At 71.8% G+C, this 15844-nt stretch carries 13 protein-coding genes; 2 read left to right on the top strand and 11 right to left on the bottom strand.

The genetic code is table 11. From position 1 onward, the window contains the following. Positions 1-562: 562 nt before the first annotated feature. From purH to AS029_RS02890, 10 genes are all read right to left on the bottom strand, one after another. Positions 563-2173: a bifunctional phosphoribosylaminoimidazolecarboxamide formyltransferase/IMP cyclohydrolase gene (gene purH / locus AS029_RS02935; protein WP_058231068.1), complete on the bottom strand. Its 1611-nt coding sequence runs from the start codon at positions 2171-2173 to the stop codon at positions 563-565. 65 nt (positions 2174-2238) lie between these two features. Further along, positions 2239-2838 (bottom strand): phosphoribosylglycinamide formyltransferase, encoded by a 600-nt coding sequence (gene purN / locus AS029_RS02930; protein ID WP_058231067.1) that lies wholly within the window; start codon positions 2836-2838, stop codon positions 2239-2241. Positions 2839-3096: 258 nt separating this feature from the next. Further along, a complete protein-coding gene (locus AS029_RS02925; protein WP_175456617.1) occupies positions 3097-4740 on the bottom strand; it encodes a cell division protein PerM in 1644 nt (547 codons plus the stop codon). 55 nt (positions 4741-4795) lie between these two features. Beyond that, on the bottom strand, positions 4796-5053 hold the full coding sequence (locus AS029_RS02920; RefSeq protein WP_058231066.1) for a hypothetical protein: 258 nt from the start codon (positions 5051-5053) through the stop codon (positions 4796-4798). Next, positions 5050-6027: a sirohydrochlorin chelatase gene (locus AS029_RS02915; protein ID WP_074615809.1), complete on the bottom strand. Its 978-nt coding sequence runs from the start codon at positions 6025-6027 to the stop codon at positions 5050-5052. The genes AS029_RS02920 and AS029_RS02915 overlap by 4 nt, the downstream gene beginning before the upstream one ends. Continuing rightward, positions 6027-7163, bottom strand: a complete 1137-nt coding sequence (locus tag AS029_RS02910; protein ID WP_058231065.1) for a uroporphyrinogen-III synthase — start codon at positions 7161-7163, stop codon at positions 6027-6029. Before AS029_RS02910 ends, AS029_RS02915 begins: the two co-directional genes overlap by 1 nt. Next, positions 7160-8392, bottom strand: coding sequence for a uroporphyrinogen-III C-methyltransferase (cobA, locus tag AS029_RS02905; protein ID WP_058231064.1), 1233 nt, complete (start codon positions 8390-8392; stop codon positions 7160-7162). The genes AS029_RS02910 and cobA overlap by 4 nt, the downstream gene beginning before the upstream one ends. Beyond that, positions 8389-8955 (bottom strand): nitrite reductase small subunit NirD, encoded by a 567-nt coding sequence (gene nirD / locus AS029_RS18020; protein WP_323339221.1) that lies wholly within the window; start codon positions 8953-8955, stop codon positions 8389-8391. Before nirD ends, cobA begins: the two co-directional genes overlap by 4 nt. Next, complete coding sequence (nirB, locus tag AS029_RS02895; protein ID WP_058231063.1) at positions 8952-11531, bottom strand: nitrite reductase large subunit NirB; 2580 nt, start codon at positions 11529-11531, stop codon at positions 8952-8954. The genes nirD and nirB overlap by 4 nt, the downstream gene beginning before the upstream one ends. 282 nt (positions 11532-11813) lie before the next feature. Next, entirely contained in the window at positions 11814-12251 is a 438-nt protein-coding gene (locus tag AS029_RS02890; RefSeq protein WP_058231062.1) for a nitroreductase family deazaflavin-dependent oxidoreductase, read from the bottom strand. A 67-nt stretch (positions 12252-12318) separates the two neighbouring features. On the opposite strand from AS029_RS02890, the gene AS029_RS02885 reads away from it, so the two are divergent. Then, on the top strand, positions 12319-13770 hold the full coding sequence (locus AS029_RS02885; RefSeq protein ID WP_058231061.1) for an NCS2 family permease: 1452 nt from the start codon (positions 12319-12321) through the stop codon (positions 13768-13770). A 388-nt stretch (positions 13771-14158) separates the two neighbouring features. Here the strand turns inward: AS029_RS02885 and AS029_RS02880 are convergent, their stop codons facing one another. Beyond that, positions 14159-14374 carry a hypothetical protein gene (locus tag AS029_RS02880; protein WP_058231060.1) on the bottom strand — a complete coding sequence of 72 codons (216 nt, stop codon included), beginning with the start codon at positions 14372-14374 and terminating at the stop codon, positions 14159-14161. Positions 14375-15080: 706 nt separating this feature from the next. Between AS029_RS02880 and AS029_RS02870 the strand changes: the two genes are divergently transcribed. Further along, a complete protein-coding gene (locus AS029_RS02870; protein WP_139167998.1) occupies positions 15081-15680 on the top strand; it encodes a DUF3810 domain-containing protein in 600 nt (199 codons plus the stop codon). The last annotated feature ends 164 nt before the right edge of the window (positions 15681-15844 follow it).

Raw genomic sequence — 15844 nt, 5'->3', positions numbered from 1 at the left:
ACGGGATCGCCCACCGTGTGCCGGGAGAGCGTTTCCCCGGAGCGCCAGTTTCGCCCGGCCGGGGGCCCGCGCGACTGGATCGCTCCGCGAGAAACGGCATCCGCACAGAGAAACGCCCTCACACACCGTTTCTCGACGCGGAAAGCGTTTCTCGCGCGAAAACCACACGCAGGACCGCGACAAGACGACGACGCCCACCCGGCCGCAACCCCCGCGACAAACGGCATCCGCACAGAGAAACGCGCCCGTATGCCGTTTCTCGACGCGGAAAGCGTTTCTCGCGCGAAAACCACACGCAGGACCGCGACAAGACGACGACGCCCACCCGGCCGCAACCCCCGCGACAAACGGCATCCGCACAGAGAAACGCGCCCGTATGCCGTTTCTCGACGCGGAAAGCGTTTCTCGCCCCGAGAACCACACGCAGCACAGCGACCAGACGACGGCCCCGCCCCGCCCGACCCCGCACACCCCGCACACCCCGCACGCGCGACGACGCCGCCACGACCGAAGTCGCGGCGGCGCCTCACGTGACCGGCCCCGCGACGCGGGGCAGCGGGTGTCAGTGGAAGAAGTGGCGCTCCCCCGTGAAGAACATCGTGACGCCCGCGGCGCGCGCGGCGTCGATGACCTCGGCATCCCGCACCGAACCGCCGGGCTGGATGATCGCCGAGATCCCGGCGTCGATCAGCACCTGCGGGCCGTCGGCGAAGGGGAAGAACGCGTCGGATGCCGCGATCGAGCCGCGCGCACGGTCACCGGCGCGCTCGACGGCGAGGCGGCACGAGTCGACGCGGTTGACCTGGCCCATGCCGATGCCGACGGTGGCCGAGCCCTGGGCGAGCACGATGGCGTTCGACTTGACCGCGCGGCACGACTTCCACGCGAAGATCAGGCTCTCCATGTCGGCGTCGGCCGGACGCTCGCCCGAGACGAGCTCCCAGTTCTTCGCGACCGACTCGATGTCGTCGGGGAAGCGGTCGGCGTCCTGCAGCAGCAGCCCCCCCGAGACAAGGCGCACGTCCATGCGCTCCTGCTGCCAATCGGTGGGCAGCTGCAGCACGCGCAGGTTCTTCTTCAGCTTGAACACCTCGAGCGCCTCGGGCTCGAAGTCGGGGGCGATGATGACCTCGGTGAAGATGTCGCGCAGGTTCTCCGCCATCTTCAGCGTCACCGTGCGGTTGGCCGCGATCACGCCACCGAACGCCGACACGGGGTCGCACTCGTGCGCGCGCAGGTGCGCCGAGGCGATGGGGTCGAGTGCGTTGGGGGCGGCGACGGCGATGCCACAGGGGTTCGCGTGCTTGATGATCGCCACCGCGGGCTTGACCATGTCGAAAGCGGCGCGAAGAGCCGCGTCGGCGTCGACGTAGTTGTTGTACGACATCTCCTTGCCCTGCAGCTGCGTGGCCTGGGCGATGCCGTGGCCGCCGACGCGCGAGTAGATCGCGGCACGCTGGTGCGAGTTCTCGCCGTAACGCAGCGTCGACAGGCGCTCCGCCTGGATCGTCAGGTGGGCGGGCAGGTCGATGTCATCGCCGAGGGTGCCCTCCGCGAACCACGTCGACACGGCGGTGTCGTACGCGGCGGTGTGCGAGAAGGCGCGTGCGGCGAGCTCGCGGCGCTGCACGAGCGAGGTGCCGCCCTGCGTGCCGAGGGCGTCGATGATCGCCGGGTACGACTCGGGCGAGACGACGATGGCGACGTTGGCGTGGTTCTTCGCCGACGCGCGCACCATGGCGGGGCCGCCGATGTCGATCTGCTCCACGACGTCGTCGCCCTCGGCACCGGATGCCACGGTCTCGACGAACGGGTACAGGTTCACGACGACGAGCTCGAAGGGGCGGATGCCGAGTTCGTCGAGCTGCGACTCGTGCGAGGCGAGGCGGAGATCGGCGAGGAGTCCCGCGTGCACGTTCGGGTGCAGCGTCTTCACGCGGCCGTCGAGCGACTCGGGGAAGCCGGTGACGGCGGAGACGTCGGTGACCTCGTAGCCGGCGTCGCGCAGCAGCGTGGCCGAGCCGCCGGTCGAGACGATCTCGACACCGGCCGCGGCGAGGGCCTGGCCGAGCTCGAGCAGGCCGGTCTTGTCGCTCACCGACACCAGCGCGCGGCGGATCGGGACGATGTCGCGGGGACGATAGTCGGCGGGGTCGTGGCGGGGTCCGGCCATGGCGTACGGCTCCTGTGTCTCGAGTCGGGTTCGGGTACGAGACGGGCCGGCGCCCGCCTCGCGGGTCAGGCGGTTCGGGATGCCGCGGCGGCGAGGTCGAGCTCGCCCTCGGCGATGCGCCGCACGACGTCGATCAGCAGACGTCGCTCGACGGGCTTGATGCGCTCGTGCAGGGCGTGCTCGTCGTCACCGGGCAGCACGGGGATGCGCTCCTGCGCGAGGATCGGCCCCGTGTCGACGCCGGAATCGACGACGATGACACTCGCGCCGGTCTGCTCGACGCCCGCGGCGAGGGCGTCGCGCACCCCGTGCGCTCCCGGGAATTCGGGCAGGTACGCCGGGTGGGTGTTGATGATGCGCGGTTCCCACGCGGCGACGAGATCGGCGGGCAGCAGGCGCATCATGCCGCTGAGCACGACGAGATCGGGGTTCCACACCGACAGCTGCGCACCCAGCTCGGCGCCCCACTCCTCGCGAGACGCGAAGGCGCTGAACGGCACGAGGAAGGTCGGGATGCCGAAGTGCTCGGCGTGGGCGAAGCCGTCGGCCTCGCGATCCGCACCGACCGCGACCACGCGCGCCGGGAAGTCGGGGGCGGAAGCCGCCTCGAGCAGGGCGCGGAGGTTGGAGCCGGTGCCGGAGATGAGAACGGCGACCGTGAGCACGGAGGTCAGTCTAGCCGGGGGCGTGCTCGGCCCGAGCGCCCCAGCCCCGAGCCCTCGCGCCCCTGCCCGCCCTGACGCCCGACGCCGCCCCGGCGCCCGACGCCGCCCCTACCCCACCGCTGACTTGCGCCTTGTGCACGCGAAGAACGCTTCGCGGCGTACACGAGGCGCAAGTCAGCGGGGAAGGGGACAAACGGACGCCGGTCAGGGCGCGCGGGGGCCGGCGAGTCAGCGGGGAAGGAGACCCGCTGACGCCGGTCAGGGTGCGAGGGGGCCGTCGTCGATACCCCGGTCCGGCTCGCGGGCCCACGCGGCACGGATGCGCGCGTGGACGTCGTCGTCATCGGACACGGATGCCGACTCGCCGAGCTCCTCGCCCGCGGCGTCGGTGGATGCCGCGCCCGCCCCGGGCACGGGGCGGGCGGAGTCAGGCCGCTCGTCCGTGGCGGGACGGGCATCCGAGTCATGCTGAGACGCCGCGGCGGACGACCATCCCGGCATCTCGCGACCGGCCCCCGGCCCAGCGAACCGAGCCGGCACGTCACGGTCTGCCCTCGGCGCGGAAGGCCAAAGGTCAGAACCCCCCGGCGCGGCGAGCCGAGCCGGCACTCCACGATCGGCCCTGGGCGCCGAAGGCAACAGGTCAGAACCCGCCGACTCGACGCCGGAAACCAAGGCGCTCTGCGACGGCTCGTCGGTGTCACCGCCGAGCCGCGGACTCAGCAACAGGATCGCGAGACCCACGAGCACCTCAAGGCCCAAGGCGAGGGCGAGCGGGCCGGGCTCGGGGCCCGTGTCGGCGAGGCGTCCGGGGCCGATCGACCCGGTGGACGCGAGCGCGAAGAGCGCGCCGACGCCGCCGGTGAGCACCGACACGGCGACCGCCACCACCAGTCGCGGGCCGAAGGGTTCGGGGCCGGTGGTGCGCGGCATCCGGGATCGCAGCATCCACCCCGTCGTCGCGCCGATGCCGACGGGCAGCAGCGCGAGCAGCAGCAGCCACGACGACGTCGTGTCGGGCACGGCGCCGAGCACCGGGATGCCGGGGAGCGCGCCGACCTGCGTCGCCGCCGGGGTGACGGCGGTGTCGGTGCCCAGCGCGAAGCCGGGGCCGGCGGTGAAGGCCACGGCCCACAGCACCAGCGTCGGCAGGTACATGAGCTGTCCGAGGGCGATGACGATCGCACCGATGGCGTCGGCGTTGCTCGCCTGGTAGAGCCCGATCACCTGCCCGGAACCGGCGATGAGCCCGGCGACCACCACGACCGCGCCGACGGCGATCAGGCCGAGCGTGGTGAGCGCGAGACCCCGCGCGATGAGGGCGGGAACCTCCGCCCAGGCGTGCGGAAGGCGTTCGATGCGCTCGCGCAGGACGTCGACCGGTCCGTCGTCGCCCACCCGCCACGAGCCGACGAAGGCGCCGATGAACGACGGCACGAAGAAGAGCAGAGAGGGCAGCAGGATGGCCAGCCACACCTCGGATGCCACCAGCTCGGCGTTGGCGCTCACCCCCACGAGGGCGGCGAGCCCGGCGAAGACGACCGAGCCCGACAGCCAGCCGGTGACGGCGGCTCCCGCCTCGGCCGCGCGGGCTCCCGAGCGCGCGGCGAACAGGGCGGTGAAGGCCGCGAGAGCCAGCGGCGCGAGCGACAGCGTGAAGGTCGAGAGGCTCGGGTCGATGCCCGTCGCGGCGAGGTAGGTGTCGGGGAGCGTGACCGTGATCGGCACGAGGTGACCCAGGTGCCACACGGCGGCCGATGCGGGCCACAGGGCGCCCCAGTCGGGATCTCCCACGCCGAACACCCACAGCAGGGCGAGGGGCGCGAGGATCACCGCGATGCCGCCCGCGGCGGCCAGCACGGCGTCGAGGGCGGCGAGGAGGGCGACGAGAAGGCGATGCATGGGCGAGAGGAACCCTACCCGCGCCGCCCCAGCCCGCCTCTCAGGCGCGGCGGGGTCACCGCCGTTCGGGGCGAGGGGCGAGCAGGCCCGCCGCGACGACGATCACGCCGGTCAGGAACACCAGGCCCGCCACCTGCATCACGGCGGCGTCGCCGGGGAGCATGGCGCACCCCACCGAGGTGTCCTCGCCCTCGCACGAACGCCAGGGCTGGAGGAAGAACGTGGCCGCCACGACGGCACCGCCCACCGAGAGCACGGACCCGATCATCACGGTGAGGGAGCGTCGTGCGAAGAGTGCATCCGCGGCGGTCATCGTCGGCTCGGCAGCAACGCGCCGATCTTCGCGAGCAGCCTCCGCGCTGACGACCTCGAGCCCGCTGAAGGGTCGGGGCCCGCCGTGCGACCGGTGGCTTCGACAGGCTCAGCCACCTCCGACCCCGCACCCCCGGCGACATCCACAGGCTCAGCCACCTCCGACCCCGCACCCCCGGCGACATCCACAGGCTCGGCCTTCTCCGACGCCGCATGCGCGGTGGCTTCGACAGGCTCAGCCACCGCACGTCCGGGAGCGCCGAAGGGGCAGCTCGAATCGCACCCGGCGCACCGCGCGCCCGCCCCGCGGGCGCAGCGCCAGCGCTCCCACACGACCGCGGCCAACCGCGGGTCGGCGCCGATCGGTGCCGACGTGAGGTCGGCCTCGGCCCTCTCGATCACTCGCGAGAAGTGTCCGGGCGCCAGCACGTAGCTCGCGGCCACGGTGCGCCGCCCGGCGGAGCGCGCGGCCTCGACGGCATCCGGGATCGTGGGCTCGGATGCCGCGGCGTACGCCGTCACGATGGGCGCTGTCACGCCTGCGTCCGTCATCAGCGCGGCCATGCGCTCGACGTCGACGACGGCGCCGGGACGCGTCGACCCGGCCGCGGCGAGCACGACCGTGTCGGTCGCGTCCGCGCCGGTGGCGCGCACCCGGTCGGCGAGGATCTCGGCGAGCACGGGGTGCGGTCCGAGCGCCCGGGCGATCGGCAGACCGCCGGCGGCCTCCACGAGGTCGACCTCGGTGTGATAACCGGTCGACAGCAGCAGGGGCACGATGACGATGTCGTCCGTGCGCTCGCGCGCCGCGGCGACCACGTCTGTGACGTACGGCCCGTGCACGTCGACGTACGCCTCGAGCACCTCGACGCCCTCGGGCGCCGTCTCGCGCAGCACGTCGAGCAGGGCGCGCACGACGACGCGCCCCTCTTCGTAGCGCGTGCCATGGGCGCAGGCGATGAGTACGGCGGTCATCAGTCCTCCTCGTCGACGACGTCGAGCCGGTAGCCGCGCTTGTAGACCGTGCGGATCAGGTCGATTCCGCCGAGCGCCTCACGGGTGCGCGCGACCGCCACCTCGACCGCGTGTCCGCTGGCCTCGGCATTCGAGAGCGCCGTCACCAGGTCGGCGCGCGAGACGACCGCCCCGGGATTGCGCGCGAGCGCCCGCAGGATCTCGACGCCCGTCCGCGGCAGGGCCGTGAACGCCCCGTCGAGCACGATGCCGGACGAGCGGATGCCGAGACGCCCGACGGTCGTGCGGATCACGGGCGCATCCGGTCCGCCGTAATGCGTGACCACGGCGCGCACCAGTGCGCCCAGGCGTCCGCGATCGGGCACGAGCGGCACCATGCCGGCATCCAGCAGGGGGCCGGCGGTGATGGGACCGACGGCGGCGACGAGCACCCGTCCGTCGCGAGCACGGGATGCCACGCCCTCGAGCGCGTCGGCGCGTTCGGCGGCGACGATCCACTCTCGGGCCGCGGGAGCCGAAGTGAACAGAACGGCATCGACCTCGCCGCGGGCGACCTGCCGGGTGGAGGCGGCGACGACCTCGGGGTCGGGCGGCGGACCCCACCGGTAGATGGTGAGACTCGTCACGCGGGCACCGGCCGCCTCGAACGCCTCGTCGAGGCCGTCGGCGCCGGAGCCGTGATGCTGGACGGCGACGTGGAGCCCCTCGATGCCCTCCGCGACGAGGAAGTCGCGCAGCTCGGCCGCCGTCTCGCTCTCGGCGACCCAGTCGGCCTCGAACCCGGCCTGCTGGATCGCGCCGCGCGCCTTGGGACCGCGGGCGACGATCCGCGCCCGCTCCAGCACGGCGCTGAGGTCGTCGTGCAGCCCCGCCTCGTCGGCGGTCTCCATCCACGCGCGGAAGCCCACGCCCGTCGTGGCGACGACGACATCGGGCGGATCACCGACGAGGCGACGCGTCTGGGCGATGAGCTCCTCGTCGTCGACGTGCGGGATGATCGTCAGCGCCGGCGCGACCCGGACGCGTGCGCCATGCCGTTCGAGCGCCGCCGACAACTCCCCCGACCGCCGGTCGACGGGAAGCAGCACGGTGCACCCCTGGAGCACCGTGCTGATCGTCCGCGGGGGTGTCGTCACCCGATCCCCTCGCCCTGGAGCGCCGCCACCGGCAGCAGCAGGTCGGCGCGGGCGACCTCGCCGAACACGAGCACCGCGGGGTTGGCGAGTCGGTGGGTCTCGGCATCCTGGATCGCCGTACCGAGGGTCGTGCGGATCGTGCGCTGCGCGGGCGTGTGGCCGTTCTCGACGAAGGCGACGGGACGCGTGTCGGGTGCACCCGCGGCGCGGGCCGCGGCGACGAAGCGCGGCAGCGCACTCACGCCCATCAGTGCGACCACCGTGGCGGTGTCGTCGCGGAGGGCGGCGAGGGTGGCCTCGGTGGGCGCGTCCTGACCGTTCACAACGTGCAGAGTACCGGCCACGCCGCGGTGCGTGACGGGCACACCCGCCGCCGAGGGCACCGCGATGGCGCTGGAGATGCCCGGAACGACCTCGACGGGGATGCCGGCGGCCCGGCACGCGATGACCTCTTCGCCGCCGCGGCCGTAGACGAACGGGTCGCCGCCCTTGAGCCGCACGACCCGCATGCCCTTGGCGGCACGGTCGACGATGATCTCGTTGATCTCGTGCTGCGGCACGGGGTGGTGCTGGGGGCGCTTGCCCACGTCGATGAGTTCGACGTCGTCGCCGAGCTCGGCGAGGATGCCGGTGGGTCCGAGCCGGTCGTGCACGACGACGTCGGCCTCGGCCAGCAGCGCGCGAGCTCGCACGGTCAGCAGGTCGATCGGGCCAGGGCCGCCGCCGACGAGCGCGACACCCCCCACGGGTGTGCGACGTCGGCGGCGGAGCGGAAGGGCGCCTTCGGCGAGGCGCTGGGCGATGGCGTCGCGCACGGCGACGCTGCGACGCGGGTCGGCGCCGGCGGTCGAGACGACCCCGACCATGACATCGCCGCTGGTGGTCTCGGCGGCCAGGCGCGCGGTGCCCTTGCCCCCGTGTCCGGCGTTGACGCACCACACGCGGCGCGCCTCGGCGGCGTCGACCACGAGGGCGTCGACGGATGCCGAACCGGTCGCGGTGTGGCAGAACCAGGCGTCGTCGAGGTCGGACGCCTCGAACGGGCGCGCGAGCCACTCGATGTCGCCCGACGCGGCCAGCGCGCAGAGGCCGTCGGTGGCTTCGGGGGCGACGACGCGCACCCGTGCGCCGGCCGCCCGCAGCCGCGCGATGCGGCGCTCGGCGACGGAGCCGCCGCCGACGCAGACGACGAGACGGTCGGTGAGGTCGAGGCCGGCGAGAGCGATCACCGGGGGTCTCCTTGCAGCTTGACGAGCACGACGTCGCCGTCGACGGCGACCGGGTGCACGCGGAGCGACCGGGGGTCCTTGCCCTGCGTGTCGAGGCAGGCCCCGGTGCGCAGGTCGAAGACCTGCTTGTACATGGGGGATGCCACGGTAGGGGCCCCCGCGCGATCGCCGACGATGCCGCGCGACATGATCGCCGCGCCGCTGAAGGGGTCGATCTGGTCGGTGGCGTAGAGGCGTCCGTCGTAGGTGCGGAACAGCGCGATCTGCCGGTCGCCGATGAGGGCGGCCGCTCCCCGCTCGACGAGGAGATCGTCGACGCGGCAGACTCGGACCCATCCGGAGGCGGGGGCCTGGCCGGATGCGGGAGCCGCGGCCCCGGCCGGCGCGGGCCGGACCTCGGCGGGCGCCGAAGCGGCGGGCGCAGCCTGGGCGGGCGCGGGAGCAACCGCGTCTGCCGCCTCAGCCGCAGCGGCGGGCGCCGAGTCGGTCGCGGCCGACGGCGTCGACAGGGTGATGGCGTCGGGTGTCATGGCATCCGTCCTCGTGGCATCCACGATCGTCATGAGCGCACCGCCAGCGTCGTACCGCCGATGAAGACCGCGCCCGAGGTGCGCTCCTCGTCGGTGGCGGGGCGGGCCTGGCCGCGCTCGGCGACGTAGGCGAGCGAGGGGTCGGCGGCCTCGGGGGCGTTGACGAAGCTCTGGAAGCGCTTCAGCTTCTCGGGGTCGGCGAGGGTGGCGGCCCACTCGTCTTCGTAGGCGTCGATGTGGGATGCCATGGCCCGGTCGAGATCCTCGGCGATGCCGAGAGAGTCGTCGAACACCACGGCCTTGAGCGCCTCGAGACCGCCCTCGTACTCCGCGGCCCAGGGCGCGGTGCGCTGCAACCGGTCGGCGGTGCGGATGTAGAACATCAGGAAGCGGTCGATCGCCCGCAGCAGGGCGTCGTCGTCGAGCCCCTCGGCGAAGAGCTCCGCGTGGCGCGGGGTGAAGCCGCCGTTGCCGCCGACGTAGAGGTTCCAGCCGGCCTCGGTGGCGATGACGCCGATGTCCTTTCCGCGGGCCTCGGCGCACTCGCGCGCGCAGCCCGAGACGCCGAACTTCAGCTTGTGCGGCGAGCGCAGGCCGCGGTAGCGCAGCTCGAGCTGCACGGCCATGCCGACGGAGTCCTGCACGCCGTACCGGCACCAGGTCGACCCGACGCACGACTTCACCGTGCGCAGCGACTTGCCGTAGGCGTGGCCCGACTCGAAGCCGGCGTCGACGAGGCGCTTCCAGATGTCGGGCAGCTGGTCGAGGCGGGCACCGAACAGGTCGATGCGCTGACCGCCGGTGATCTTCGTGTACAGCCCGAAGTCGCGCGCGACCTCGCCGATGACGACGAGTCCCTCGGGGGTGATCTCGCCTCCCGGGATGCGCGGCACGACGCTGTAGCTGCCGTCGCGCTGGATGTTCGCCATCACGTGGTCGTTGGTGTCCTGCATCGTCGCGAGCTCGCCCGCGAGCACGTGCTCGGAGTACAGGCTCGCCAGGATGCTCGCGAGCGCCGGCTTGCAGATGTCGCAGCCGCGACCGGTGCCGAAGCGCTCGACGATCGCGGTGAAGGTCTTCAGGCCCGACACGCGCACGGCGTCGAAGAGCTGCGCACGGGTGAACGAGAAGTGCTCGCACAGGCCGTTCGAGACTTCCTTTCCGGATGCCGCGAGCTCGGTCGCCACGAGCTTCTTCACGAGCGTGAAGCACGAACCGCACGCCGCTCCCGCCTTGGTGCACGCCTTGACCTCGGCGGCATCCGCGCAGTCGTGCTCTGTCACGGCATCGCGAACCGTCCCCGCCGTCACGCCGTTGCACGAGCAGACGATGGCATCGGCGGGAAGGTCGCCCTGCGGGGCCGGCGCGAGGTCGCTGGGCATGAGGTAGGCGGCCGGGTCGCCGCCGAGCGCGCGGCCGACGAGCGGGCGGAGCGAGGTGTACGCCGAGGCATCGCCGACGAGGATGCCACCGAGCAGCGTCTGCGCGTCATCGCTCAACACGAGCTTCTTGTACACGCCCGACACCGGGTCGGCGTAGGTGACGTCGAGGGCGTTCGGGGTCTCGGCGAACGCGTCGCCGAAGCTGGCGACCTCGACGCCCGAGAGCTTGAGCTTGGCCGAGGTGTCGAAGCCGTCGAACGCCGCCTCGCCGCCCAGCAGACGCGTCGCGGCGACCTCGGCCATCGCGTAGCCGGGGGCGACCAGACCGATGCACTGCCCGTCGAAGCTGGCGACCTCGCCGATCGCCAGAATCGCGGGGTCCGACGTGTCGCAGCCGGCGTCGATGACGACACCGCCGCGGGCGTCGACGGCGAGGTCGGCGGTACGGGCGAGCTCGTCGCGAGGGCGCACACCGACGGTGAAGACGACGATGTCGACGGCCTCCCACGTGCCGTCGCGCAGCTCCAGGCCGCACACGGCGCCGGACTTGTCGGCATCCACTCGGGTCGTCACCGACTGCGTGCGCACCTCGATGCCGCGCGCCTCGATGAGCCGCTGCAGCGCCTTCGCGCCGCCCAGGTCGAGCTGCGCCGACATGAGCCGCTCGTTGGACTGCAGCACGAAGGGCGAGACGCCCTCGGCCTGCAGCGCTCCCGCGGCCTCGAGGCCGAGCAGCCCGCCGCCGACCACGGCGCCGCGCAGGGGCCGGCCGAGCTGAGCCGAGCGCTTCGCGACCCATTCGCGCATGCCGGCGACGTCGTCGAGCGTGCGGTAGACGAAGCATCCGCGGTGGTCGAAGCCGTCGAGCGCGAGACGCGCGGCGTACGAGCCGGTGGCGAGTACGAGACGGTCGTAGTCGTAGGTGGAACCCGCCGCCGTGGTGACGGTGCGCTTCGCGCGGTCGATCTTGGTGACGCGCGCGTCGGTGCGCACCGTCACCCGCTCGTGCTCGAGCACGGCCGGGTCGAGGGCGAGGTCATCGGGCGTCTTGCCGCTGAAGATGCCGGTGAGCCCGACGCGATCGTAGGGGCCGCGCGACTCGTCGCCGAGCACCGTGATCGACCAGCGGCCGTCGGTGTCGCGGCTGGTCAGGCTCTCGACGAAGCGGTGCGCCACCATGCCGGCGCCGACGACGACGACGGAGCCGGATGACGCGGGGTGGAGCATTCCGTCACGGTACGCGGCGGACTTTGCGTCGGCGTCAGCAGCACGTTTCGTGCCGGTTGCGGTGTGTGATCGGGCCATGCCCCGACGCTAAGCAGCCGAGGTTTCCCCCGCCGTCGCCCCGGCGTTACTCCCCGCGAACGTTTCTCTCACGCGGCGGCGGGGTTCGTGTGAGGTTTGCGCCGTGGCATCCCTCCCCCTCCGGGCGTGAGTCGCCAGAAAACGTCGCTCCGGCACCCATCGAAGCGACACAATCTGGCGACTCACGCGCGAGATGGGGATGGGTCAGTCGACCGGCTCCAGCACGAACAGCTCGATGCGGCGCTCGGTCTTCTTCTGGTACTCGTCGTAGTCGGGCCACACGGCGGCGGCACGCGCCCACCATTCGTCGCGCTCGGCGCCTTCGGCCTGGTGCGCGTCGTACTCCTTCTTCGTGTCGCCGTCCTGCAAGGCGACGCGCGGGTTCTTCACGAGGTTGTAGAACCACGCGGGGTGCTCGGGAGCACCGCCTATGGATGCCACGACCGCGTACTTCCCGTCGTGCTCGACGCGCATGAGAGCGGTCTTGCGCAGGCCGCCCGTTTTGGCGCCGACGGTGGTGAGGACGATGATGGGTACGCCCCGCAGCTCGGCGGACTCCTGGCCTCCCGAGGCCTCGAACGTCTCGGCCTGCTGACGGGCCCACTCGCTGGTGCTGGGCAGATACTCTCCTGAGAGCGACATGTCTCCCACGATACGTCGGCGTGTTTCCCTCCGGTCTAGCCCCCTCCCCCTTTTTTCTGGAGCCTTCATGAGCGCTTCCGCTCCCGAGACCACCGCCGCCCCCGCACCGAAGAACGCACTCGACCGCTTCTTCGAGATCACCGCCCGCGGCTCGACCGTCGGCGCCGAGATCCGCGGTGGCGTGGTCACGTTCGTGACGATGGCGTACATCGTCATCCTTAACCCGATCATCCTGTCGGGCACCCCCGACGTCGCCGGCAACGCCCTGGGCTTCCCGCAGGTCGCGGCCGTCACCGCCCTCACCGCCGGCGTCATGACGATGCTGTTCGGTCTCGTCACCCGGATGCCGTTCGCGTTCGCCGCGGGCCTGGGCATCAACTCGTTCCTCGCGGTCGGCATCGTCGGCGGCGTCACGTGGCCCGAGGCGATGGGACTCGTCGTCATCAACGGCCTCATCATCGTGCTGCTGGCCGTCACCGGCCTTCGCCGCATGATCTTCGAGGCGGTGCCGCTCGCCCTCAAGACGGCGATCACCGTCGGCATCGGTCTGTTCATCGCCTTCATCGGCTTCGTCGACAGCGGCCTGGTCACCTCGACCGGCCTGAACTCTCCGCCGGTCGGCCTCGGCGTCGGTGGGTCGATCGCCACCGTCCCGACCGCCCTGTTCGTGCTGACCCTCGTCATCACCGCCGTGCTGCTCGTGCGCAAGGTCAAGGCCGCCCTGCTCATCGGCCTGCTGTCGGGCACGATCAGCGCGGTCATCGTCGAGGCCGTCGCGCACCTCGGCTCGCGCGCCGACGGCAACGCGGGAGGCTGGGGACTCAGCGTCCCGACGCTGCCCGCGCAGCTGGTCAGCCTGCCCGACCTCTCGCTCGTCGGACAGGTCGACCTGGTCGGCTCGTTCGGCCGCATCGGCGTGCTCGCGGCCCTCATGCTCGTCTTCACGCTCGTGTTCACGAACTTCTTCGACGCGATGGGCACCATGACCGGCCTCTCCCGCGAGGCCGGCCTCGCCGCCCCCGACGGCACCTTCCCGCGCCTGCGCTCCGCGCTGGTGATCGAGGGCATCGGCGCCGTCGCCGGCGGCGCCACCTCGGCATCGTCGAACACCGTCTTCATCGAGTCGGGCTCCGGCATCGGCGAGGGCGCCCGCACGGGCCTCGCGAACGTGGTGACCGGCGGCCTGTTCCTTCTGGCGATGTTCTTCACCCCGCTGACCAGCGTCGTCCCCACCGAGATCGCCGCCGCGGCCCTGGTGATCGTCGGCGCGCTGATGATGGCGCAGATCCGTCACGTCGACCTCAGCGACCTGTCGGTGCTGATCCCGGTGTTCCTGACCGTCACCGTCATGCCCCTGACCTACTCGATCGCCAACGGCATCGGTGCGGGCTTCGTCAGCTGGGTGCTCATCCAGGCCCTCTCCGGCCGCGCGCGCCGCGTCAGCCCGCTGCTGTGGATCGTCGCCATCGGCTTCGTCGTCTTCTTCGCCCGCGGTCCGGTGGAGGCGCTGCTCGGCTGAGCGCGCGGTACGCGGGCGGGCGCCGGCCGCGACGAGCGCCGAGGCCGCACCCGTTTGCCGAGACCGCAAGCGTTTGCCGCCAATCGCGTGCGTTCCCGGCAATCGCGTGCGGTTTCGCGGCCCGCCCGTGCCGTCCGCACGTTTTCAGGAAAGCGGAGGGCCCGGATGCCATGGCATCCGGGCCCCTTCCCCGTTCCGCGAGCATGTCGTCCCGCCTCCCACCGCGGCTCCGCTGCAACGCCGTCGAGTGACCAGAACACGCCGCAAAGCCGCGTCGCATAAACGGCGTGTTCTGGACATTCGACGGCGATGACAGGCGCGCAGACGCGCCGCGGCGGCAACACGACCAGAGCACGTGATCCGGGCGAGGCCGGGCTCGAGCATGCCGCTAGGTGCGCGTCGCGGGGACTCCGTGCGCGTCTCGGCGGTGCCGTCGGAGATAGATCGCCGTCTGTACAATCGGCGCCAACCCGAACAAGCCGAATACGGGATACAACCCGAGGATCGGCACCACCGTGATGATCCAGGTCAGCGCTCCGTAGGTGTGCCCGATCGAGACGGCCACCGCGACGAGAAGACTCAGGACGCCTGGCAGCATCGTCACCACGCCGATGATGACGGCGCGTTAGACGAGCTCTCCCAAGATGAACCACCCCGGCCCCGCGTGCAGAAGCCAAGCGAACATCGGATTGTTTTCGTAACCGGTCGCAGGATCAGACCAGTAGCTAGCGGGCTGCCCGAGGAGCGTCGACACCGAATCGGTCACCGAACACGCGCACGCGGGGAGGGCGATCAAAGCCCGTCGTCCCGGGCTCAACAGCTGCCAGGCGCTTCTGAACATGCGCGCGAACACCCTTCCGATGTGACTCTCGCCGATGCTATGACGCTGAAGGAACCGAACCGGTTCCCGTTCCGCTGCAGGCAGGGCGTTCTCACCCCCTCAGGCCGTGGAAGAGGGGACCGGCTCACCCGTCCAGACGCAGGCAGCGCTCGCCGAGCGCCCCGCTTACTACGGTCGCCAGCGTCCGCTCGCGGCGACGGGGCCCACCACACCACGCTGCGCGCGCCGCGAAAGTGAGAATCGGGCGGGGGCCGCGCCGCCCGCTCCCCCGCTCGCCGCTGCAACCGTATCCCGCAGCGGCGAGCGGCTGGGCGCGCAGGCGATGGATCCGGCCGCCCGCCTCAAACATGCTCGCGGTTCATGAGAAGTGCGTGAAACGTCTCTCATGTTTGCGCTAACGCGGCCATCCGGATCTAGCGTCGTCGCACGGACGCGATGACCGCGTCCGCCGCTTCGAAGGAGAAGACCCATGCAGAAGACGAACATGTCCCCCCGTCGTCGTCGCACCTCCCTGGCCGCCGCGCTCGCGGTGGCGGGGATCCTCGGAACGGGAGCACTCGCCGCCCCACCCGCGATCGCCGCCGAGGGAGAGATCACTTACACGCTGCATCAGAACAGCACGCCGTCGGCCGACGAGCAGGACGCCTACGGCCGCATCACCGCGGCGATGAACGCCGCCGTCGGCCGGTACAACAACCTGTCCGACCTCACCAAGCAGATCAACGTGTACTACGCCCCGGGCGTCCCCACCGCCGAGGCCAACATCAACGGCGACCTGCGCTTCGGCGAGAACCGGTCGTACATGACCGAGCGCACGGCGCTGCACGAGATCTCGCACACGATCGGCGTCGGTCAGAGCGGCGGGTTCTTCAACCTGTGCGGCTCCGGCACCTGGACCGGCCCCCAGGCCAACGCCCTCATCAAGAGCTGGGACGGTCCGGATGCCACCATCTCGTGCGGCGGCGGACACTTCTGGCCGTACGGCCTGAACTACGACAACGAGTGGTCGGAGCTCAACGCCGACCGCCACGTCGACCTCGTCGAGGCGATGGTCGCCGACGGCATGTAGGAGTTCGAGCGCGCCCGCTGCCGAGATGACCGCCGTTCGCCGAGATGACGCGTGATCACCGCGAAACGCGCGTCAGTTCGCGAATCACCGGTCATCTCAGCGCCAGCCCGCGACCGAACGCAGAACGGGCCTGGATGCCATGGCATCCAGGCCCTTCTTCCTCG

The organism is Microbacterium enclense (assembly GCF_001456955.1).
In the GTDB taxonomy this organism is placed as follows: Bacteria; Actinomycetota; Actinomycetes; order Actinomycetales; family Microbacteriaceae; genus Microbacterium; species Microbacterium enclense.
This window is presented reverse-complemented; position numbering and strand designations above follow the sequence as displayed.